Origin of the sequence: Enterobacter sp. ENT03 (assembly GCF_019218745.1) — a bacterium.
GTDB lineage: Bacteria > Pseudomonadota > Gammaproteobacteria > Enterobacterales > Enterobacteriaceae > Enterobacter_D.
Map to the genome: position 1 here is coordinate 15,968 of NZ_JAHUXA010000010.1, position 21,785 is coordinate 37,752.

17 protein-coding genes and 1 pseudogene are annotated in these 21,785 nt (G+C 54.6%); 8 read left to right on the forward strand and 10 right to left on the reverse strand.

The features are described 5' to 3' along the window. Positions 1 to 38: 38 nt before the first annotated feature. Positions 39 to 899 carry an AraC family transcriptional regulator gene (locus KW828_RS13595; protein ID WP_218336853.1) on the forward strand — a complete coding sequence of 287 codons (861 nt, stop codon included), beginning with the start codon at positions 39 to 41 and terminating at the stop codon, positions 897 to 899. Here KW828_RS13595 and KW828_RS13600 read toward each other — a convergent pair. The 5 genes from KW828_RS13600 to KW828_RS13620 are packed head-to-tail and all read right to left on the reverse strand — an operon-like array spanning position 886 to position 5,812. Beyond that, positions 886 to 1,239 (reverse strand): PTS fructose-like transporter subunit IIB, encoded by a 354-nt coding sequence (locus KW828_RS13600; RefSeq protein WP_218336854.1) that lies wholly within the window; start codon positions 1,237 to 1,239, stop codon positions 886 to 888. The two genes, KW828_RS13595 and KW828_RS13600, sit on opposite strands and share 14 nt — an antisense overlap. A gap of 5 nt (positions 1,240 to 1,244) precedes the next feature. Beyond that, the gene (locus KW828_RS13605; protein ID WP_218336855.1) at positions 1,245 to 2,129 is read right to left on the reverse strand and encodes a [formate-C-acetyltransferase]-activating enzyme; all 885 of its coding nucleotides are present in this window, start codon (positions 2,127 to 2,129) and stop codon (positions 1,245 to 1,247) included. Next, entirely contained in the window at positions 2,095 to 4,392 is a 2,298-nt protein-coding gene (locus KW828_RS13610) for a formate C-acetyltransferase (protein ID WP_218336856.1), read from the reverse strand. Before KW828_RS13610 ends, KW828_RS13605 begins: the two co-directional genes overlap by 35 nt. Positions 4,393 to 4,444: 52 nt before the next feature. Then, the gene (locus KW828_RS13615; RefSeq protein WP_218336857.1) at positions 4,445 to 4,765 is read right to left on the reverse strand and encodes a PTS fructose-like transporter subunit IIB; all 321 of its coding nucleotides are present in this window, start codon (positions 4,763 to 4,765) and stop codon (positions 4,445 to 4,447) included. Positions 4,766 to 4,780: 15 nt separating this feature from the next. After that, positions 4,781 to 5,812 carry a PTS fructose transporter subunit EIIC gene (locus KW828_RS13620; RefSeq protein ID WP_256350171.1) on the reverse strand — a complete coding sequence of 344 codons (1,032 nt, stop codon included), beginning with the start codon at positions 5,810 to 5,812 and terminating at the stop codon, positions 4,781 to 4,783. 354 nt (positions 5,813 to 6,166) lie between these two features. Between KW828_RS13620 and ptsP the strand changes: the two genes are divergently transcribed. The 4 genes from ptsP to KW828_RS13640 all read left to right on the forward strand — a co-directional run bounded on the left by ptsP (position 6,167) and on the right by KW828_RS13640 (position 12,390). Further along, positions 6,167 to 8,668, forward strand: coding sequence for a phosphoenolpyruvate--protein phosphotransferase (gene ptsP / locus KW828_RS13625; RefSeq protein WP_218336858.1), 2,502 nt, complete (start codon positions 6,167 to 6,169; stop codon positions 8,666 to 8,668). Positions 8,669 to 8,685: 17 nt separating this feature from the next. Further along, the gene (gene fsa / locus KW828_RS13630; protein ID WP_218336859.1) at positions 8,686 to 9,348 is read left to right on the forward strand and encodes a fructose-6-phosphate aldolase; all 663 of its coding nucleotides are present in this window, start codon (positions 8,686 to 8,688) and stop codon (positions 9,346 to 9,348) included. A gap of 11 nt (positions 9,349 to 9,359) precedes the next feature. Next, a complete protein-coding gene (locus KW828_RS13635; protein WP_218336860.1) occupies positions 9,360 to 10,463 on the forward strand; it encodes a glycerol dehydrogenase in 1,104 nt (367 codons plus the stop codon). 193 nt (positions 10,464 to 10,656) lie between these two features. Next, positions 10,657 to 12,390 (forward strand): phosphoethanolamine transferase CptA, encoded by a 1,734-nt coding sequence (locus tag KW828_RS13640; protein WP_218336861.1) that lies wholly within the window; start codon positions 10,657 to 10,659, stop codon positions 12,388 to 12,390. Between the two features lie 37 nt (positions 12,391 to 12,427). Here KW828_RS13640 and metF read toward each other — a convergent pair whose 3' ends face one another. The 3 genes from metF to metB form a co-directional block, all read right to left on the reverse strand. Next, complete coding sequence (gene metF / locus KW828_RS13645) at positions 12,428 to 13,318, reverse strand: methylenetetrahydrofolate reductase (protein ID WP_218336862.1); 891 nt, start codon at positions 13,316 to 13,318, stop codon at positions 12,428 to 12,430. A gap of 197 nt (positions 13,319 to 13,515) precedes the next feature. After that, positions 13,516 to 15,948 (reverse strand): bifunctional aspartate kinase/homoserine dehydrogenase II, encoded by a 2,433-nt coding sequence (locus tag KW828_RS13650; protein ID WP_218336863.1) that lies wholly within the window; start codon positions 15,946 to 15,948, stop codon positions 13,516 to 13,518. Positions 15,949 to 15,950: 2 nt separating this feature from the next. Next, entirely contained in the window at positions 15,951 to 17,111 is a 1,161-nt protein-coding gene (gene metB / locus KW828_RS13655; protein ID WP_088222128.1) for a cystathionine gamma-synthase, read from the reverse strand. 276 nt (positions 17,112 to 17,387) lie between these two features. Between metB and metJ the strand changes: the two genes are divergently transcribed. The 3 genes and pseudogenes from metJ (at position 17,388) to KW828_RS13670 (ending at position 19,070) form a co-directional block, all read left to right on the forward strand. Continuing rightward, positions 17,388 to 17,705, forward strand: coding sequence for a met regulon transcriptional regulator MetJ (gene metJ / locus KW828_RS13660; RefSeq protein WP_072571323.1), 318 nt, complete (start codon positions 17,388 to 17,390; stop codon positions 17,703 to 17,705). A gap of 59 nt (positions 17,706 to 17,764) precedes the next feature. Then, positions 17,765 to 18,380, forward strand: a pseudogene (locus KW828_RS13665) (YiiX family permuted papain-like enzyme). Between the two features lie 6 nt (positions 18,381 to 18,386). After that, a complete protein-coding gene (locus KW828_RS13670; protein ID WP_218336864.1) occupies positions 18,387 to 19,070 on the forward strand; it encodes a TIGR02117 family protein in 684 nt (227 codons plus the stop codon). A gap of 164 nt (positions 19,071 to 19,234) precedes the next feature. Here KW828_RS13670 and KW828_RS13675 read toward each other — a convergent pair whose 3' ends face one another. Further along, the gene (locus KW828_RS13675) at positions 19,235 to 20,659 is read right to left on the reverse strand and encodes an MFS transporter (RefSeq protein WP_218336865.1); all 1,425 of its coding nucleotides are present in this window, start codon (positions 20,657 to 20,659) and stop codon (positions 19,235 to 19,237) included. A 79-nt stretch (positions 20,660 to 20,738) separates the two neighbouring features. Beyond that, entirely contained in the window at positions 20,739 to 21,419 is a 681-nt protein-coding gene (locus KW828_RS13680; RefSeq protein ID WP_218336866.1) for an oligogalacturonate-specific porin KdgM family protein, read from the reverse strand. Positions 21,420 to 21,785: the final 366 nt, after the last annotated feature.

Genomic DNA, 21,785 nt, shown 5'->3' on the forward strand with positions numbered 1-21,785 from the left:
GGCACAATGCTGCCGGGCTGCGCGATAACAGGTAAAACATGCATCATGACATCACTCGTCTGTTGACGAGGCTGCTTAATGGTCCTCTTCCTTTACAGCATATCCGTTTTACCGGTACGAGCGGCACGGTGCCCGAGCTGGCGTATCGCGTCGATTTTCCGCGTCTGGAAATTGTGCTGGAAGGCCAGGTAGACGACGGTGGCGTTACTGGCGCATCAACAAGGCTGGCAGAACATGATGTGCTGTTTATACCTGCGGGCGGCTGGAATCAGCCGCGCTGGCAGTCGCCTGTCACCACACTCAGTATTTTGTTCGGCAAGCAGCAACTGGGATTTAGCGTGCAGCACTGGGATGGTGCAACGCTGCAAAATCTTGCCAAAGAGCATGTCGCCCGGCGTGGCCCGCGTATTGGCTCGTTTCTGTTGCAGTCGCTGGTAGAGATGCAGATGCAGCCTCACGAACAGCAGACCGCACGAATGATTGTATTAAGTCTGTTAAGCCACTGCGCCGATCTGCTGGGTAGCCAGATCCAGACCGCATCGCGTAGTCAGGCGCTTTTCGACGCCGTTCGAAGTTATATTGATGAAAACTATGCCGCGCCGCTGACGCGGGAATCTGTCGCCCAGGCGTTTTATATTTCCCCCAACTACCTGTCGCATCTGTTTCAAAAAACCGGCGCGATTGGTTTTAACGAATATCTCAACCATACCCGGCTGGAACACGCGAAAGCGCTACTGAAAAACTATGATTTAAAAGTGAAAGAAGTGGCCCACACCTGCGGGTTTGTTGACAGTAACTACTTTTGCCGCTTGTTTCGTAAAAATACCGAGCGCTCCCCTTCCGAATACCGCCGGCAGTACCACAGCCAGCTAACCGAAAAGCCGCTTACGGAAGAATAAGCTGCGTTTGCTGCGGCGCAGAGAGCAACCTGCGCACCGCCCCCATCACCTTTTGCGGCTCACGTAAAAAGGTATGGATGCCGGACTGCACGCTGCGGCAATGAGAAAAGCGTTCTGCGCCAGCCAGATCAATATCGGTGATCAGCAGCACCACCTCCGCCCGGCAGATCTCGTCTTCACTGAGGGCATTTTCAGTACCCAGCGCGCCCTGGGTTTCAATTTTGATCTGCCATTTTTCCTGCTGGCAAAGCTTTTCAAGCCGTTCCGCTGCCATATAAGTGTGGGCGACGCCGCTGACGCAGGCCGTGACCGCTACCAGATACCGCGCTTTTGTCACCATGATCGTTACCCCCCAACCGTGACCTGCAGGCCAGCGCGTTCGGCCATGCGGCAGACACGGGCAATGTCAGCGTCGGTGGGTGGGGACGTCTCAGCCATCGCCCAGCGCTGCCCCAGAAGCCGGTATTTTGGTTCGCCATACTGATGAAAAGGCAGCAAATGCACGACGTTAATACCTGTCAACACTATTGCTGCCAGCGCCTGCGCGACATTATCGTCGCTCAAGGTAAACCCCGGGATGAGAGGTAAACGAGGGATCACCGTTACGCCCTCGGCCACCAGCCGCCTGAAATTTTCCCGTACGCGGGGCTGGTTCATGTTCACCACCTGCGCCGCCCGATCGGCTGCCATAATTTTCAGGTCAAATAATACCTCGTTGCACTCCCGCGCCAGACGCAGTAAACGCTCTGTGGGGGCGTCGCCTGCCGTTTCAATCGCCGTGTGCACGCCGTAATGACGCAGGCGGGCCAGAAAACGCGTGGCGAAAACGGCCTGCATCAGCACTTCGCCGCCGGACAGCGTCACCCCGCCACCGGAAGCCCGAAAGAAGACGTCATCCTTCATCACCTCGCGCTCCAGCGCATCCAGCGTGACATCACGCCCGATACGCCTGAACGCGCCGGACGGGCATTGGTCAGCATCCTGGAGACAGGGGCCGCAGTGCAGACATTTGCTTTCGCGCCGCACGGTTTCGATGCGCGGGGAGATCGACTCCGGATTCGCGCACCACGGACAGGTATGCGGGCAGCCTTTAAAAAACACCACCGTGCGAATGCCCTGCCCGTCGTTGAGTGAGTAACGCTGAATATCGAATATCCGCGCTACCCCGGCGCGGCTTTCCGTTATCTCCGTCACGTCACAGCTGATGCGCGGTGCGGCGAATGATGTCATCCTGGATCTCCTGGGACAGCTCCACAAAAAACGCGCTGTATCCGGCGACGCGCACCACCAGCCCGGCAAAATCCTGTGGCCGCTGCTGTGCCTCGCGCAGAGTTTCCGCATTCAGGACGTTAAACTGGATATGCTGCAGTTTAAGCTGGGTAAACGCGCGCAAAAAATCCGCCAGCTTATGCAAACCGCCCTGTCCCTCAAGCGTAGCTGGCGTAAATTTCACATTCAGCAACGTCCCATTCGACAACAGCATATTGTCCAGCTTACTGACCGATTTCAGCACTGCCGTTGGGCCGTTTACGTCCTGCCCCAACATCGGTGACAGGCCGCCATCCGCCAGTTGCTCCCCGGCCAGGCGACCGCCCGGCGTCGCGCCAACCACCGAGCCGAGCGGCACGTGCGCAGAAACCGTATAGGAGCCAGGCGTGAAAATGCCGCCGCGAGGATTGCGGTACTTCTCCACTTCCTTACAGTAAAAACGCAGCAGATCGGCGCTGATGTTGTCGACTTCATCGACATCATTGCCGTATTTTTCAAAGCGGTTGATCAGTCTGGCGCGTATTTTTTCCCCCTCTGCGGTAGCAAAGTTCGCCTTCAGTACCGCCATCAGTTCGTCAAAACTCAGACGCTGCTGCTCAAATACCAGCCCTTTTAGCGCATATAAGGCGTCGCTGAGATTCGCGATGCCAATACCCTGTACGCCTGAAAAGTTATAACGCGCGCCGCCATCCGTTATGTCTTTGCCGTTATGCAGACAATCGCTGATAAACGATGACAGCAGCGGCACTGGTGCCCGATCCCGATGGCCAATATCACAAATGTTGCTGCCCTCCACCATCAACCGGATGTAATGGCTGATGTTGCTACGGATCCTTTCCAACAGGCTTGTCCAGGTTAGGGTGGGCTGGTTTTCGCTTTCGTAGAGGGTAATTTCCATTACTTTGAGCAAGTTAAACATCGCGATGTCATGCAGCCCGTAGGTTTTGCCAGGAATGGACAGCTCCACGCAGCCGACCACCGCGTAATCACGGGCATCCTCCAGCGACACGCCGCGATTCAAAAAGGCGGGCACCACCACTTCATCGTTAAAGATCTGCGGAATACCCGTGCCGAGGCGGATGGTTTCGGCGGTTTTCAGTAAAAAAGATCGGTCGATCAGCTCATTCACCCGGACGCCAAGATTAGGCTGCGGTAGCTGCACGCGCTGATAAGCCTCCAGACACAGCGAGGACAATGCATTCACTGCGCTGCGTCCGGTATCCGTCAGCCCACCGAGCAGCGCGGTATAGCCAGTGGGGAAACCCGCAAAGTAGCGTGCGCTGCTGGCGGAGCGCAGCAATACCACGTCGTTACATTTGATCCACAGCGAGGCCAGAAGCTCCTGTAAAAACGCTGCATCATCGCCCTGTGCCAGCGACGCCTGGTAAAACGGCAGCATGTACTGGTCGAAGCGGCCCAGCGACAGCGAGCTGGCATTCGATTCGTATTGCAAAATGATGTTCATAAACCAGAACAGCTGGCACGCCTGCCAGAAGTTCTCCGGGGGATGCACGGCGTTGTGCCGGGCGTTTGCCGCAATGGTCAATAATTCCTCGCGACGACGGGCGCATTCACACTTCGCCGCCATCTCATCGGCAAGATGCGCATATCTCAAAATATGCCGCGCAGATGCCTCCAGCAGTAACAGCGCCGCCTGATAAAAGGTATTTCCGGGAGCCTGCGCACAGAGCGTCTGCAACTGTGCCACCCGTGCGGCGAGGCCATTTTTCAGTAAATCAGGGTAATCAATGATGATATGCCCCTGTCCTTTATCGGTCTGGTTGACGCTGAAAATCTGTGTTGCCACCGCCTCTTTGACCTCAGCGGTCATCTGGCCGTTAATAAAATCTTTCATTGAGCGCGCTGCCCAGTACGGGTAAAGCTCGTTACGGTAGATGCGCTTGTCGTTATCGCTGATGGCAAAGCGATCCTGTGGACGTGTCGGGAAATCATCCAGCTCGTCCAGCAGCCAGTACGGATCCATTTCCGGCGAAACGATGCCTGCCCGCGGTTTTACCGTGCGGTTACCGGCAATCAGTTCATCATCACGGATCGCAATTTCAACGTGATCGAGGATCCAGGCAGTGGCTTTTGCCCGTCGCAGCATGACCGGCTCGCCTTCGGTTTGCTGGTGGCTGGCGGTGTACAACAGCGCACGTTCAAGGGAGATCTCTCGGGGTTGACTGAAAAGCGCCGCTTTCAGGCGCTGGATACGATTCGTCATGCAGAACCTCCATAAAGACGTAACATCCCGCTCCTCTGAGCGGGAAAGATGATCAGGCGATGTGCGCCAGATGCGCGTCAATTTTGTTCATGATGGCGTCTGCACGTTTTACCGCATCGCTGATATTCACCCGCACGATGGTTTTGCCCGCAAAGCGCTCTTCAAATTTGATGCCAATGTCTTTGGTCAGAATGACAATATCCGCCCCGGCGATGTCGCTGGCCGTCAATTCATTCTCCAGCCCAATCGAGCCCTGGGTTTCGACTTTGACGTCCCAGCCTTTGGCTTTTGCCGCCCCTTCCAGCGCTTCTGCCGCCATGTAGGTGTGCGCGACGCCCGACGGGCACGCCGTTACCGCGATTATCCTGGTCATGCTCTGTTCCCTCTGTTAGTTAATTTCGAAATCCAGATCCAGGTCGTCCTGCTCGCTCACTGGCGGCTGGCGTTTATGCGCCAGACTTTTAAGCAGATTGACGCACAGGGCGGTAATGACCGCACCGACGGCGACCGACGCGATATAACCCACCTTGCCCTCAACCACCGGCAGCACAATCAGACCGCCCCATCCGGCGTAACACTCCGCGCCCAGCACCGCAGCGGTGGCCGCGCCACAGGCAGAACCCAGCATAATGGAGGGGATAACACGCAGCGGATCGGCGGCCGCAAAGGGGATGGCACCTTCGGTAACGCCCACGCAGCCCATCACCAGCGCGGCCTTACCCGCTTCGCGCTCTTCCGATGAGTACATTTTCCGGTTCAGCAGCGTTGCCAGCCCCAGCCCAAGCGGGGGAATGCAAATGGCCACGGCAGCAATCGCCACGACGGTGTAAACCCCCTGCGCTACGCAGATCAACATGAATGCATAGGCCACTTTGTTAACCGGCCCACCCATGTCAAACGCCAGCATCAGCCCCATAATAATGGCCAGCACAATGATGCTGCCCTGCTGCATTCCCTGTAGCCAGCTGGTCAGACTGGCGGTCAACGCGCCAACCGGTTCGCCCAGGCCCCACATCATTACGCCAGCGGTAATAAAGGTGCCGATTATCGGGATCACGAAAATAGGCATCACCGAGCGCAGTACTTTCGCAACCGGCACTTTTTTCAGATAATAGACCACGATGCCGCCAATCAGCCCGGCGATAATGGCCCCAAAGAAACCCGCGCCAAAGCTGTTACCCACCCATGCGCCGATGGCACAGGGGGCCAGCGCGGCGCGCTCGGCAATGGAGTAACCGATATAGGCCGCCAAAAAAGGCACCATTAACGTCAGTCCGGCGACGCCAATATCAAACAGCTTTTTCAGGTTTGGATCGCTTAAGGGGTCCGGCACCGCGCCTTTGCCATACAACATGACAGACACCGCCAGTAAAATGCCGCCCGCCACCACAAACGGGATCATATGTGACACACCGGTCATTAAATGCTAACGGGTGTTTTTCAGGATCTGTATCAGCTCTTTCATCAGTCAGTCGCCCCAGGGCCGCTTGCCCATGTCCACATGGAAGTTGTGGCAACAATAGGCAATCCCGTGACCGTCAGACAGTGGACAAAAAGGCCATTTACTGGACTTTTGTAATATGAACGGAAAAATGCGATCCGCCTCATAAGTTAAGTTTTGCGAGGGGAATTCCAAAAGTAATGCAACATGTGAGGCAACGCCCACTTTCATACAGATGTTACATTTGTCCAGTTTTTGGCAGAAATGTCACATAGCGCCTTTTCCTCCTTCGCTTTTATGCTGGACGCCTCATATTGATTCAGGAGAAGGGCAATGGCTCTGGTGGTGGAATTTGTCTGTGAGTTGTCAAATGGCGTCCATGCACGCCCGGCAAGCCAGGTTGAAACACTGTGTAATACCTTCCAGTCACACATCGAATGGCACAACCTGCGTACTGGCGCGACAGGCGATGCCAAAAGCGCGCTGGCCTTAATCAGCACCGATACGCTGTCGGGTGATGCCTGCCAAGTGGTGATCAGCGGCAGCGACGAACTGGCCGCACACCAGCGACTTAGTCAGTGGTTTAAACAAGAGTTTGCGCACTGCGATGCGCCACTCACCGCGCCGGTCGACACCGCAGAGTGTGTGCTTCCTGAATCTTTAACGCGCCTGAATCCCGCGCTTTTCCGTGCCCGTCCAGTATGCTCAGGCAGCGCCGGAGGTATGCTGCTGCGCCTTCGCGCGCTCGATCTCAATGAACTGAGTGCATTACCGACCTCACGCGGTGCGGAAGTGGAACAGGCCGCCCTCGAAAATGGGCTGAATTTATTAAGCAGACATCTCGATTTTCGTTTGCTGGACAGCGATGGCACCAGCCGCGCGATCCTCGAAGCCCACCGCTCGCTCGCCAGCGATACCACGTTGCGTCAGCATGTGTTGCAGGGCATCGCGGACGGAATGAGCTGCGCAGAGGCAATTGTGCAAAGTGCAGCGCATTTTTGCGCCCAGTTTTCCCGCTCTGCCAGCGCGTATTTGCAGGAGCGAACGCTGGATGTGCGCGATGTCTGCTTTCAGCTTTTGCAGCTGATTTACGGCGAACAGCGCTTTCCCGCGCCGGGTCAGTTGACGCAACCCACAATTTGCATGGCACATGAACTTACGCCGGGTCAGTTTCTTGAACTGGATAAAACGCTGCTTAAAGGCTTATTGCTGGAAAGCGGCGGTACCACGTCCCACACGGTGATCCTTGCCCGCTCGTTTGCAATTCCGACGTTAGTGGGCGTAGAGATTAACGCCCTGGCCGCGTTTGAAAACACACCCGTGTATATCGACGGTAACGCCGGGGCGATAGTGGTTACACCCGACGACACCGTGATCCGCTACTACCAGCAGGAAGCACGGGTCGCCGATGCGTTGCGTCAGCAGCAAAGCGTCTGGCTCACGCGCTCGGGGCGCAGTGCTGACGGCATTGGTATGGAAGTGGCGGCCAACATCGCCCATGCCGTGGAAGCGGAGGCGGCATTTGCGCAGGGCGCGGAAGGGATTGGGCTATTTCGTACCGAAATGCTGTATATGGATCGCAGCAGCGCGCCCTCTGAAGACGAACTCTACAATATTTTCTGCGCAGCGCTGGCGGGTGCTGATGGACGTAGCATTATTGTGCGCACCATGGATATTGGCGGCGATAAGCCTGTGGATTACCTGTCTATTCCTGCCGAAAATAATCCGTTTCTCGGCTACCGGGCGGTACGTATTTACGCAGAATACGCCACGCTGTTTAACACGCAGCTGCGCGCGATCCTGCGCGCCTCCGCCCACGGGAAACTCAAAATCATGATCCCGATGATCTCCTCCATGGAAGAGATCCTGTGGGTGAAAGAAAAACTCGCGGAGGCGAAACAGCAGCTGCGCCACGAGCAAATCCCCTTCGATGAAAAAATTCCTTTCGGCATCATGCTGGAAGTGCCGTCGGTGATGTTCATCATCGACCAGTGCTGCGAAGAGGTGGATTTCTTTAGCATCGGCAGCAACGACCTGACACAGTATTTGCTGGCCGTGGATCGTGATAACGCCAAAGTGACCCGGCATTACAATAGTCTGAATCCGGCGTTTCTACGGGCGCTTGATTTTGCCGTGCAGGCCGTGCATCGCCAGGGAAAATGGATTGGGCTGTGTGGCGAACTGGGCGCAAAAGGCTCGGTATTACCGCTGCTGGTCGGGCTGGGACTGGATGAGATCAGTATGAGCGCGCCGTCGGTGCCCGCCACCAAAGCACGGCTGGCGCAGCTCGACAGCCGCGCCTGTCGGCAATTACTCAACCAGGCGATGCAGTGCCGCACCTCGCTGGAAGTGGAGCATCTGCTGGCACAGTTCCGCATGGCGCAACAGGATGCGCCGCTGATCAGCACCGCCTGCATTACGCTCGATAGCGACTGGCGCAGCAAAGAAGAAGTCATCAAGGGGATGACGGATAACCTGCTGCTGGCGGGTCGCTGTCGTTATCCCCGGAAGCTGGAAGCCGATCTCTGGGCGCGCGAGGCGGTATTTTCTACCGGCCTTGGCTTTAGTTTCGCCATTCCACACAGTAAATCTGAGCACATTGAGCAATCGACCATCAGCGTCGCCAGACTTAACGCGCCGGTACGCTGGGGTGAAGAGGAGGCGCAGTTCGTTATTATGCTGACGCTGAACAAACATGCCGCAGGCGACCAGCATATGCGTATTTTTTCGCGTCTGGCACGGCGCATTATGCACGACGACTTCCGCAGTGCGCTGGTCAGCGCGACGTCAGCACAGGCGATAGCCGGGCTACTGCAACGTGAACTGGAACTGTAATTAACCGAGGAAATGTTATGGAACTCTATCTGGACACCGCCAATGTGGCCGAAGTCGAACGTCTGGCGCGCATTTATCCGCTGGCGGGCGTGACCACCAATCCGAGCATTATCGCCGCCGGTCAGCAACCGTTGCAGGACGTGTTGCCGCGCCTGCAACAGGCCATCGGCCCGGACGGTACGCTGTTTGCCCAGGTGATGAGCCGCACGGCAGAGGGCATGGTGGCAGACGCCCGACGCCTCAATGACATGGTGCCGGGTATCATCGTCAAAGTTCCGGTCACCGCCGAAGGGCTGGCGGCCATCAAAATATTAAAAAAAGCGGGCATTGTGACGCTGGGCACCGCGGTGTATAGCGCGGCGCAGGGTCTGCTGGCGGCGCTGGCGGGGGCGAAATACGTCGCGCCCTACGTTAATCGCGTGGATGCACAGGGCGGCGACGGCATCCGCATGGTGCAGGAGCTGCAAAGCCTGCTCGAAATGCATGCCCCCGACAGCATGGTGCTGGCCGCCAGTTTTAAAACGCCACGCCAGGCGCTCGACTGTCTGCTGACCGGATGTCAGGCAATTACGCTACCCTTAGAGGTAGCGCAACAGATGCTCGGTACGCCAGCCGTCGAGGCGGCGATAGCGAAATTCGAGCAGGACTGGCAAAACGCCTTTGGCACGTTAACGCTGTAAAGGAGACAACGATGGACCACATTATTCAGTCACCGGGTAAATACATTCAGGGTGCTGATGTGCTCACCCGTCTGGGAGACTATCTGAAACCGCTGGCGGAAAGCTGGCTGGTGGTCGGTGATAAATTCGTTCTGGGCTTCGCGCAGGAGACGCTGGAAAAAAGCTTTGATGACGCCGATCTGAGTGTCGATATTGTTCCCTTCGGCGGCGAATGCTCACAAACGGAAATCGACCGTCTGCGCGCGCTGGCTGAAGAGGCAGACTGCACGGCGGTGCTGGGTATTGGCGGCGGTAAAACGCTGGATACCGCTAAAGCGCTGGCGTATTACATGCATCTGCCGGTGGCGATTGCGCCGACCATCGCCTCAACCGATGCGCCGTGCAGTGCGCTGTCGGTGATTTACACCGAGGCCGGTGAATTTGAACGTTATCTGATGCTGCCGAAAAACCCGGATCTGGTGATTGTCGATACCAAAGTGGTGGCGGGCGCGCCTGCGCGTCTGCTGGCTGCCGGGATCGGCGATGCGCTGGCGACCTGGTTTGAAGCGCGCGCCTGCGCCCGCAGCGGGGCGACGACCATGGCGGGCGGCCAGTGCACCCAGGCGGCGCTGGCGCTGGCCGAGCTGTGTTACAACACGCTGTTGGAACAGGGTGAAAAAGCGATGCTGGCCGCCGAACAGCATGTGGTTACCGCGGCGCTGGAGCGCGTGGTGGAAGCCAATACCTATCTCAGCGGTGTCGGCTTTGAAAGCGGCGGGCTGGCGGCAGCCCATGCGGTGCATAATGGTCTGACGGCGATCCCGGACGCGCATCATTTCTATCACGGTGAAAAAGTCGCGTTCGGTACGCTGACGCAGTTGGTGCTAGAAAATGCCTCGGTTGAGGAGATAGAAACCGTGGCGTCACTGTGCCACAGCGTCGGTTTGCCGATTACCCTCGCCCAGCTGGACATTAAAACCGATATTCCGGCGAAAATGCGGCGCGTGGCGGAGACGGCCTGTGCAGCAGGGGAAACCATTCACAATATGCCGGGCGGCGCTACGCCTGATGAAGTGTACGCCGCGCTGATCGTCGCCGATCAGTACGGTCAGCGTTTCCTCGAAGAGTGGGAATAAACCGTTGCCGGATGCATAACGCCGGCTAACGCTCCCACTTCACATCACCTTCGTGCTATTCACGAGGGTGATGTGAAATACTCCTTTTATAATATTCACGCTTTAAATATATTCCTGTCTGCTTTTCCCACTTCAGATCTTATTAAGGTTTAGTCGCTATATTTAGCGCCACTAATAAAGACAGGTCGATAACATGCAATCTACACACATCCAGTCCAGGCCCGCTTTTAGCGGAAAAGCCCTCGGCTGGGCACTCCTTTACTTTTGGTTTTTCTCTTCATTATTGCAGGTCATTATTTATGTGACCGGTTATAGCGGCTTCAACGGTCTGCGCGACTCGCTGCTGTTTAGCTCGTTATGGTTGATCCCGGTACTCGTGTTCCCGAAACACATCCGCCTTATCGCCGCTATCATCGGCGTGGCGCTGTGGGCCGCCTCACTGTCGGCGCTCAGCTATTACCTCATTTATGGCCAGGAATTCTCGCAGAGCGTGCTGTTCGTTATCTTCGAATCCAACGCCAACGAAGCTGGCGAATATCTGAGGCAATATTTTAATCTGAAGATTATTCTTGTCGCGCTGGTCTATACCGCGGTCGCCATTCTGTTGTGGACGCGCCTGCGCCCGGTTTATATTCCTTCGCCCTGGCGCTACCTGGTATCCTTTGCCCTGCTGTACGGCCTGATTTTGCATCCTGTTGTGGTCAATTCAGTGATCCACCATAAACCCATTAAGAACACGCTCGATGGCCTTGCCTCACGTATGGAACCGGCGGCCCCCTGGCAGTTTATCTCCGGGTATTATCAGTATCGTCAGCAGCTTAACTCGTTGAACAGCTTGCTCAACAAGAACGATGCGCTGCCGCCGTTGGCTCACTTTAAAGATAACTCCGGCGATGCCCCGCGCACGCTGGTGCTGGTTATCGGTGAATCCACCCAACGTGGGCGCATGAGTCTGTACGGTTATCCGCGCGACACGACGCCGGCGTTGGACGCGCTGCATAAAACCGATCCGCAGCTGACCGTGTTCAATAACGTCGTGACTTCACGTCCGTACACCATTGAGATCCTCCAGCAGGCGCTGACCTTCGCTAACGAAAAGAACCCGGATCTGTATCTGACGAAACCGTCGCTGATGAACATGATGAAACAGGCGGGATATAAAACCTTCTGGATCACTAACCAGCAGACGATGACCGCCCGTAATACCATGCTGACGGTGTTTTCGAAGCAAACCGATAAGCAGTTCTACATGAACCAGCAGCGGACCCAAAGTGCACGGGAATATGACAGCAATGTTCTCGCGCCTTTTAAACAGGTGCTGGCTGACCCGGCGCCGAAGAAGTTCATCATCGTGCATCTGCTGGGTACGCATATAAAGTACAAGTTCCGCTACCCTGAAAATGAGGGTAAGTTCGACGACAAAACCGATAATGTCCCGGCGGGTCTGAGCGATGAAGAGCGGGAGTCGTATAACGATTACGACAATGCCAACCTGTACAATGACTCAGTGATTGCCAGTCTGATTAAGGATTACAAGGCGACCGATCCGAACGGCTTCCTGCTCTACTTCTCCGATCATGGCGAAGAGGTGTATGACACGCCGCCGCATAAAACGCAGGGGCGTAACGAAGACAACCCGACGCGTCATATGTATACGATCCCGTTCCTGCTGTGGACATCAGAAAAATGGCAGGCAGCGCATCCGCGTGATTTCTCAGCAGATGTCGATCGTAAGTACAGTAGCTCTGAACTTATTCACACCTGGTCTGATTTAGCGGGGTTAACCTACGATGGCTACGATCCGACGCGCTCCCTGATCAACCCACAGTTTAAAGAGATAACGCGCTGGATTGGCAACCCGTACAAGAAAAATGCCCTGATTGATTACGATACCTTGCCGTATGGCGATCAAACCGGCAATCAGTGATATGCATTCTGCCGGGCAGTGATGCCCGGCGTTTTGATTACAGCGCCGGGCGAACGCCCAGCGTATGGCAAATGGCGTAGCTCATTTCGGCGCGGTTCAGCGTGTAGAAGTGAAAATCCTTCACCCCTTCGCGGCTTAAAATCTTCACCATGTCCATGGCGATATTCGCGCCTACCAGCTTGCGGGTTTCGGCATCATCATCCAGTCCGTTGAACATCTGTGACATCCACGCCGGAATACGCACGTTGGTCATGTCGGCAAATTTTTTCGCCTGCTTAAAGTTAGAGACTGGCAAAATGCCCGGAATAATTTCCACGTCGATGCCGGTCGAGGCGCAGCGGTCGCGGAAACGCAGGTAGCTTTCCACATCAAAGAAAAACTGCGTAATGGCGCGGTTAGCCCCGGCGTCGATTTTGCGTTTCAGGTTCAGCAGATCCGCCTGCGCGCTTTTCGCTTCCGGGTGAACTTCCGGGTAGGCGGCAACGGAAATATCAAAATCGGCGACCTCTTTTAACAGCGCAACCAGATCGGTGGCGTACATATCCGGCTTACCGCCGCCCGGCGGCAGATCGCCGCGCAGCGCCACGATATGACGGATGCCGTTGTTCCAGTAATCCTGGGCGATGGTACGCAGCTCGTCGCGCGTCGCGTCAATACAGGTCAGATGGGGAGCGGCTTCCAGGCCGGTTTTATCTTTGATGCCTTTAATAATGCTGTGCGTGCGGTCGCGCTCGCCAGAGTTGGCGCCATAAGTCACGGAGACAAATTTTGGCTTCAGGCTGCTCAGGCGATCGATGGACTGCCATAAAGTCTGTTCCATTTCACTGGTGCGCGGCGGGAAAAACTCAAAAGATACATTAATTTGCCCCTGCACTTCTGCCAGGCTCTGATTCAGGGCTTCCCGCTGGTTGGCGTGAAAAAAGCTCATACCTTACCTCATCAATCGCGTGTCGTTGTTTATTGTAATGTGAACTTCTATACGTTTAGACGTCCAGATGTAAAAATGACGGAAAAGCGATTTGGCGTCAACAGAATTATCATTAATCTGGGTGAGGAATGTTCAGGGAAGATGAAAAAAATTCAGGATGGAAAGCCCCCTCACTGTGGCAGTGAGGGGGATAAACACTACAGCAACTGTGCCAGACGATTAATGTCTGACTGGATGGCCCCGGCGGTGACATCGCGCCCCGCACCAGGCCCGCGGATCACCAGCGGGTTATCGCGATACCAGCGGCTTTCGATGGCAAACACGTTGTCGCACGGCAGCAGGGCCGCCAGCGGGTGCTCAGGGCGTACCGCTTCCACACCCACGCGCGCTTTACCGTTGGCATTGAAGCGCGCCACGTAACGCAGCACAAGGCCCATTTCCCGCGCCGCTTCCAGCCGCTGCACCATCTGGTCGTTCAGTTCATCGCCGTTCTCAAAGAAGTGATCCACCGATCCCTCTTCACAGCCTTGTGGCACCAGCGACTCCACGCGCACCTGATCCGGCTCGATGTCATAACCCGCTTCACGGGCGAGGATCACCAGCTTACGCATCACATCTTTACCGGAGAGATCGACGCGCGGATCCGGCTCGGTCAGCCCCTGCTGCCAGGCCTGATCCACCAGCTCCGTAAAGGGCACGGTGCCGTCAAACTGCAGGAACAGCCAGGAGAGCGTACCGGAGAAAATCCCGCTGATGGCGAGAATGGAGTCGCCGCTGTCGATCAGATCGCGCACGGTATGGTTCACCGGTAAGCCCGCGCCCACGGTGGCGTTATACAGCCAGTGACGGCCCGTTTTTTCGAAGGCGTCGTAGATCTGGCGGTATTTATGGCTGGTGCTTGCCCCGGCCAGTTTATTGGCGCTGATGACGTGGAAACCGTGGCTGGCGAAATCCAGATACTGATCGGCCAGCTGTTCGCTGGCAGTCACGTCCAGCACCACTAAGTCATCATAGGGATGGGCGCGCATCCACAGGAACAGCGACTCCTCATCCTGCTCGACGGCTTCATCATTGAAGAACGCCAGCGCGCGACTGGCATCCAGCCCGTCATAGCTCAGCAGGCTGCGGCGGCTGTCCACCACGCCTGCCAGCACAAATTCAAAACCGGTACGCGCCGACAGCGCGCCCTGCTCGCGGGCAAACAGCTCCAGCCAGCGCGAGCCGATATTGCCTTTGCCAAACAGCACCAGGCCGATACGTTTTTCCGCGCGGAACAGCGACTGGTGCAGGCCCTGGATCAGGCTTTCCGTCGGCCCGGCGCGCAGCACGGCCACCAGGCTGATGCTATCGTCGGACTGCCAGATAAACTCCACCGGCTGCCCCTTTAACTGCTGCCAGAAGCGATGGCTGTGCAGCGGATTACGGCATACGCCCGCCCCCACCAGCGCCACCAGCGCCAGTCCCTGACGCAGACGCAGTTCGCCCGTCAGCCCGGCGTCCTGTAGTAGCTTGAGCGCACTGTCGACCACTTCCGAGGTGTAGCAAAGTTGCAGCAGGTTGCGATCGTTATGAATGCCGACCGCCAGCGGACGCAGCTGCGCGCGCTTGAGGATCAGATCCACCTCTTTATGCGCCAGCGCGAAATCCTGGCTCGCCGGGACCTGGAACTCGATCAGGCAGACGTCATCATGACTGGTGACAATGCGCGCTCCGGTGCCGGACGCCAGCACGCGCTCAATGCGCGTGGAGCCTTGCTCCGGGTTGTAGCTGCAACGCAGTTGCAGATCGATGTCGCTGGCAGAAACCGGCTGTAACGTTCGGGCGTGGAGCACCGGCGCGGCCAGACGGGCCAGTTCGCTCGCTTCATCCAGGCGCAGCAGCGGCAGCAGGCAGGCATCTTTCACTTTACGCGGGTCGGCGCTGTACACCCCGGCCACGTCGCTCCAGATGGTCACGCGGGACACGCCGCCCAGCGCGCCGATTTGCGTCGCCGAATAGTCAGAGCCGTTACGGCCCAGCAGCACGGTTTCCCCGGCGTCGTTGCGGCAGATAAAGCCCGTCACCACGGTACGTTTATTTGGATGCTGTACCAGCAGTTGCTGCAACAGCGGATAGGATAAGCCTTCATTTACCTGCGGCTGCGGGCCGCGCTCGGCGCGCAGGAAATCGCGCGCATCCAGCCACGCGGATTCCATGCCCTGTAAATTGAGCACGGCAGACATCAGGCGCGCAGACCAGATTTCACCGTGCCCCACCACTTCCGCATAGACCGCGTCGGTGATGCCGCGATCGAGCAGCGCCGCCAGGCGCTCCAGATCGTGAATAAAGGCCTGGGTGAGCGTGTCGGCCATATCCGCAGGCAGCAGGCCGCTGATCAGATCGCTTTGATAGCGACGTAGCGCCTGTTGAACCTGATGCGCAGAGAGTCTGTCGGTCTGGCTTAACTTCAGCCAGCTGATCAGTTGGTTGGTGGTGCTGCCCGCCGCCGAGACGACCATCATGTCGCCAGGCTGCGAATATTCCGCCATGATACCCGCCACGCGCAGGTAACATTTCACGTCAGCCAGACTACTCCCACCAAACTTATGCAGTTGACGACCCTTCGTCCCTGCCTGCGCAATCACACTCATGTTTACCCCTTGTTTGCTGCCCGGAAGCCATTTTCCAGGTCGGCAATTAAATCTTCGCCATCTTCGATGCCGGTGGAAATACGCAGCAGCGTTTCGGAAATGCCCGCCGCGGCCCGCGCTTCTGGTGCCATGCCTGCGTGTGTCATGGTGGCGGCGTGAGAGATCAAACTTTCAACTCCCCCTAACGACTCCGCCAGCGTAAACAGTGACAGCCCGCTTAAGAAACGACGTAATGTTTGTTCATCGCCATCCAGTTCAAAACTGAGCATGGCGCCAAATCCTTTTTGCTGACGTGCAGCAATCTCGTGGCCCTGATTATCCGGCAACGACGGGTGATACAGTTTTTTCACCAGCGGCTGCGTTTTAAGGAAATCCACAATTCCCTGGGCATTGCGTTGCGCCACTTCCATACGCGGCGACAAGGTACGCAGTCCGCGCAGCAGCAGATAGCTGTCAAAGGCGCTGCCGGTGACGCCGATATTATTCGCCCACCATGCCAGTTCGGTGACGGTCGCCTCGTCTTTGGCAATCACCACGCCCGCTACCACGTCGGAATGGCCGTTCAGATATTTAGTGCATGAATGTAAAACCAGATCGGCACCCAGCGCCAGCGGGTTCTGCAACGCCGGGCTTAAGAAGGTGTTATCCACCACGCTTACGGCACCGGCTTCACGTGCCAGCTGACAGATTTTCGCAATATCCACGACGCGCAACAATGGGTTGCTTGGACTTTCCACCAGTACCAGTTTCGGTTTTTCGGCCAGCGCCGATTTTAATGCCTGCTCGTCCCCCTGATCGACAAATAAAACGCGATAACAGCCGCGTTTTGCCAGACTGTCGAACAGACGGTAGCTGCCGCCGTAGCAATCGTGCGGTGCCACCAGCAGATCGCCGGGCTTCAGGAAAACGGTAGTCACCAGGTGGATCGCCGACATGCCGGTATTGGTCATCACCGCGCCTGCACCGCCTTCCAGCTCGGCCAGCGCGCGTTGCACGACATCGCGCGTCGGGTTACCGCGGCGGGAGTAGTCATGGGCACGTGGTTCGTTGAATCCGGTGAAATTATAGGTGCTGGAGAGATGAATCGGCGGGACAACGCAGCCGTACTGCTCGTCATCATTCAATCCGCTACGCACTGCGATGGTGGCCTGTTTACGCGTCATGGGAAGGCTTCCTGGCTTAAGGGATGAAAAGTCAGCCATCAGAATAGCATTGTAATTATGGACGTCAATACATCTGGACATCTAAACTTCTTTGCGTATAGATTGAGCAAATGCATAATAGCCGTTAAAATTATATGCGTTAGCGCATGGCCGCCGATTCGATACTCCGTGTCACGGTGTCGTCTCTACGGTAAACTACGCGAGATTACGGTGCGGTACCTGCGTTTGATCAGGTTTCGACCTTTTACTAATGACTGAGAGGATTAAAGGTATCTCATGGCTGAATGGAGCGGCGAATATATCAGCCCATACGCTGAGCACGGTAAGAAGAGTGAGCAAGTAAAAAAAATTACGGTTTCCATTCCTCTGAAGGTGTTAAAAATCCTCACCGATGAACGTACTCGTCGTCAGGTGAACAACCTGCGTCACGCCACTAACAGTGAACTGCTGTGTGAAGCGTTCCTGCATGCCTTTACCGGTCAGCCTTTGCCGAACGATGAAGACCTGCGTAAAGAGCGCAGCGATGAGATCCCGGAAGCGGCGAAGATCATCATGCGTGAACTGGGTATCGACCCGGATACGTGGGAATACTGATAAAGAGCGGCGCTGGTATCATGGCCGCCTTTTTAGTTATATAACAAGGATGTAATGTCATGAGACATGGCTTATTGCTTTGCGCTCTGTTGATTACTGCCCCCGTTTTTGCCTGGCAACCCCAAACCGGCGACCTCATCTTTCAGATTTCTCATTCATCCCAAAGCCAGGCTATTCAACTTGCGACCCATTCGGACTACAGCCATATGGGTATGATCGTTATTCGCGCTAAAAAACCCTATGTTTTTGAAGCCATTGGCCCGGTGGTCTACACCCCACTCCCGCAGTGGATTTCACGGGGCGAAGGTAGCAAGTACATCGTCAGACGCGTAAGCGATGGTCTTTCAGAGTTCAGAGTCGCAGCAGCAAAAACTGGCGCATACCGCAACACGCTATCTCGGCATACCTTACGATCTGACTTTTTCCTGGAGTGATAAACGCCAGTATTGTTCAGAAGTCGTATGGAAGGTGTATCAGAACGCCCTGGAAATGCGCGTCGGTAAACTGCAAAAGCTTAAGGATTTCGATCTCACTCATCCTGTGGTGCAAAGCAAACTCAAAGAGCGCTACGGTAAAAATATTCCGCTTGATGAAACCGTTGTCTCCCCGCAGGCCATTTTTGATGCATCACAGTTGGAAACTGTCGCTAAAGAGTGGCCGCTGGTTTCCTGGTGACCAACGATGAACAAACGCCTTATTACTTTAATGGCAACATTGCTATGTGGTTGCTCGACGTATCCACAGACAGTAACGCCCGCCAGGACGAATCAGCAGCCTTCACCGGAACATCAAATATTTATCGTCAGCCACGGCTGGCACACCGGGATTATCGTCTCTGCGCGCGACGTCAACCTCATCCTGCCGCAGCTAAAGACGCGTTTTATGCAAACACAGTGGTATGAAATTGGCTGGGGAGATAAAGACTTTTACCAGGCGCAGGAGATCACCACCCAACTCACCTTACGGGCCATGTTCTGGTCATCCGGGGCGGTCATGCACGTTGTCGCCTTTTCCAACGCGCCTGAGCGCTACTTTTCCGCCAGCGATGTCCAGTCCCGGTTCATTAACAACAGCCAGTACAGTGGGCTAATGCGCTACATTGGCCGCAGCTTCGCCCGTGACGACGCTGGCGATCTTATTCCGTTAAAAAAGGGAATTTATGGTGACAGCCAGTTCTATGTCGCAAATGGTCGTTATGGCATTCTGAATACATGCAACAAGTGGACTGCCAAAGGGATGCAAAGCGCCGGAATAGCGATAAATCCGATGCTAAAACTCACGGCGGGAAGTGTCATGCGCGCAGTGCAGGCCAATACGACCTGCCTGAATAAGACCTGTTTTCTAATGAGCCAGTCACCAGATTGACCAGCCAAAGGCTGGCCTCCGGCGAGAGACAGGATACCTCTCACCAATCCCGCTAAACTTGCGCATGTCAACAAAGAAGCCGCCTGAAAGACGACGGGTATATAAAGATGAAAAGAGGCGGGATTACTCCCGCCTCTTCCCGAACCGTTCATACTCTCACCACGTTACTTACTAATACCATTGAATTTATTCAGCGTTTCTTCCATTTTGAGCGTTTCTTTACGGTTCAATGGATAGAAATAAATCAGAATGACCGCCGCCAAAAACAGGCATAAAGCCGGTATGAGATTCGCCATCGTATAAATATTTTCCTGCACAACGCTGGTTTGCACCGCGCCGCCCGTTGACGAGGATTGATAACCAATAATGGCCAGCATAAAATCGCCAATGGCCCCTGCGCACGCCTGACCAATCTTGCGGGCAAAGAAGTTCACACCATAAACGGTGCCATCCTCACGATCACCGGTGACATACTGGTGATAATCACAGACATCAGTCATAAACGCCCAAATCATCAGGTTGAATAACCCTGCCCCCAGTGTCGCCAGAAACAGGAAAACCAAATAGACTTTCGCGTCCGTAATATGGATGAAGTACATCAGTAGATACATCATCACCGCAAAGAGTAACGCACCTACGCTGGCCTCTTTTTTACCAAACCGCGTCGTAAGCCAGGATGCCGATGGGGCCAGCAAAATCAGGGAGCCAAAGGTAAACAGCAACGCGACAGACATTGCCTCTTTATTGTGGAAGTAGTCATTAAACAGGTAAGTCATATTGGTGCCGGAAAGCCCCTGATTAATCACGATAAGCAGATCCACAACAACTAAAACAATCAGTGCTTTATTACGTAACAACCCCTTCAGCAGCACCGAAACGGGCATGCTCTCTTTTCTCTCCACGCGCACGCGTTCTGTCGTTAACTGGCAGGTCAACGTTAAGAAGATAAAGCCCAACACTGCGCAACCAATGGCGATCCAGAAGAAGTGCTGCCCGGAAATCACCTGGCTTCCATCCACCAGGGTGGTGTACATCAGGATAGGAATAAAAAAGCCGGTTGCCCCGCCGCCGATTGCTGACCCTACGCTGCGGTAAGTCGAGAGTGACACACGATCTTCCGGGTTTGAGCTAATCGCCGCAGACATAGCGCCATAAGGAATACTCACAGTCGATAACAGTGAACCGTAAATAAAATAGGAGCAGCAGACGTAGATAATTTTCGCCGTATACGAAAAATCATGCACAAATGGCAGGAACAGGACGACTGCAATGATACAGAACGGATACTTCATGCGACGCACCCAAGGATTAAAACGCCCATGAACCGTCAACTTAGAGGTATCACATAAGCGCCCTACGCCAACATCGACAAACGCATCAAAGAGTTTGGTCACAAAATAGAGTGAGCCGACAATAACGCCGGAAATGCCGAGTACATTAGTGTAATAAATCATTAAAAAACTATTAACCAACCCAAGAATAAAACAGGTTCCCAGGTCACCACACAAATAACCAATTTTATCTCTGAATCCGAAAGGCCTGACAGCAATGCTGTTATTGCTTCCGGTCATAGTTCCATCATTAGACATGATGTCAACCCCTTGACCATATTGTGCACGCAAATTATGTGGACATCCTGAAATACACCGACATGTTGAGTATTAACACTCAGAAGTTATAACCAATACCAACACGATAACGAGTCTGGCGATCGGATGTGGTTGTCGTGTTATAACCCGAGGAGACGTTACCGACCTCAACAAAAGGAACCCAAGAACCAAACTTATGGGCTACGCGGAAGTTATATTCATAATCCTCTTTTTTGTTGTTATACAAATCTTCGCTATCGGCGATCTTATAAATACCGTTTAGTTCAAACATCCAGTTGTTGAGGTTATAACCGAGCCATACTTCAGGGCGATAGACCATACGGTCATCTTTACCGTCAGCATTTCTGCGCATGTACTCCTGACGATAGCGGAACGCAGTCCACCAGGAGTCATTGATATTGTACTGTACGCGAAGATAAGGCTTATAAATTGTGATGTTATCGCCTGTTTCGACTGCGATACCTGGTTGCCAGATGAAGTCCTGCCAAGTGAACTGGTAGCTTGCCGTATACTCGTTACCGTTACTTTCCATATTGTTCCACGCATCATTAGATTGCGAATCATCGGAACGTGAAATGGCTTCGACTGCCACGCCAAAACCCGTGGCAAAACGGTGAGACATATAAACACGATCATAGTTACGCCCATCGTCATAATATTCATGACGATAATCGACATAACCCGCGTGTGCGGCCGCAGATAATAATGGAATAAGTAATAGCGCCAATTTGAATTTCATAACCATCCCTCTTTAATACACAATTAGCTCCCCTGAAAAGGAGAAAGTGAAGCGAGTCTATAAATAATTTTCAACTTCTCAAAAAGTGTATTTAAGCAAGAGCGATAAAACCTTCTTGATTTTGCCAAAAAAAAGAAATAAATGGCAAAAACGTGAAGATGAAAATGATGAAGATCACCAGAAGAAACATTTTATTGATAAAACAAAAATAGTGTTTCATTGAGGGTATGCTTCAGGTTGCATATGCGTTGGCTCGGCTCGGTCTTTGGCCTCAGCCCTCCAGAGTCAGCGCCGTTCAACACGCGAATCCTTTTTGTCCTGCAACTTGAAAGACGACGGGTATAGTTATTAAAATAAATTATTTAT

Excerpts from the sequence above, each read along its gene's own strand:
- KW828_RS13600 (WP_218336854.1), bottom strand. The coding sequence starts at position 1,239 with ATGGTGACAAAAGCGCGGTATCTGGTAGCGGTCACGGCCTGCGTCAGC.
- KW828_RS13640 (WP_218336861.1), top strand. The coding sequence starts at position 10,657 with ATGCAATCTACACACATCCAGTCCAGGCCCGCTTTTAGCGGAAAAGCC.
- KW828_RS13615 (WP_218336857.1), bottom strand. The coding sequence starts at position 4,765 with ATGACCAGGATAATCGCGGTAACGGCGTGCCCGTCGGGCGTCGCGCAC.
- KW828_RS13675 (WP_218336865.1), bottom strand. The coding sequence starts at position 20,659 with ATGTCTAATGATGGAACTATGACCGGAAGCAATAACAGCATTGCTGTC.
- KW828_RS13620 (WP_256350171.1), bottom strand. The coding sequence starts at position 5,812 with ATGACCGGTGTGTCACATATGATCCCGTTTGTGGTGGCGGGCGGCATT.
- fsa (WP_218336859.1), top strand. The coding sequence starts at position 8,686 with ATGGAACTCTATCTGGACACCGCCAATGTGGCCGAAGTCGAACGTCTG.
- metF (WP_218336862.1), bottom strand. The coding sequence starts at position 13,318 with ATGAGCTTTTTTCACGCCAACCAGCGGGAAGCCCTGAATCAGAGCCTG.
- ptsP (WP_218336858.1), top strand. The coding sequence starts at position 6,167 with ATGGCTCTGGTGGTGGAATTTGTCTGTGAGTTGTCAAATGGCGTCCAT.
- KW828_RS13680 (WP_218336866.1), bottom strand. The coding sequence starts at position 21,419 with ATGAAATTCAAATTGGCGCTATTACTTATTCCATTATTATCTGCGGCC.
- KW828_RS13605 (WP_218336855.1), bottom strand. The coding sequence starts at position 2,129 with ATGACATCATTCGCCGCACCGCGCATCAGCTGTGACGTGACGGAGATA.
- KW828_RS13595 (WP_218336853.1), top strand. The coding sequence starts at position 39 with ATGCATCATGACATCACTCGTCTGTTGACGAGGCTGCTTAATGGTCCT.
- KW828_RS13635 (WP_218336860.1), top strand. The coding sequence starts at position 9,360 with ATGGACCACATTATTCAGTCACCGGGTAAATACATTCAGGGTGCTGAT.
- metB (WP_088222128.1), bottom strand. The coding sequence starts at position 17,111 with ATGACGCGTAAACAGGCCACCATCGCAGTGCGTAGCGGATTGAATGAT.
- KW828_RS13670 (WP_218336864.1), top strand. The coding sequence starts at position 18,387 with ATGAACAAACGCCTTATTACTTTAATGGCAACATTGCTATGTGGTTGC.
- KW828_RS13610 (WP_218336856.1), bottom strand. The coding sequence starts at position 4,392 with ATGACGAATCGTATCCAGCGCCTGAAAGCGGCGCTTTTCAGTCAACCC.
- KW828_RS13650 (WP_218336863.1), bottom strand. The coding sequence starts at position 15,948 with ATGAGTGTGATTGCGCAGGCAGGGACGAAGGGTCGTCAACTGCATAAG.
- metJ (WP_072571323.1), top strand. The coding sequence starts at position 17,388 with ATGGCTGAATGGAGCGGCGAATATATCAGCCCATACGCTGAGCACGGT.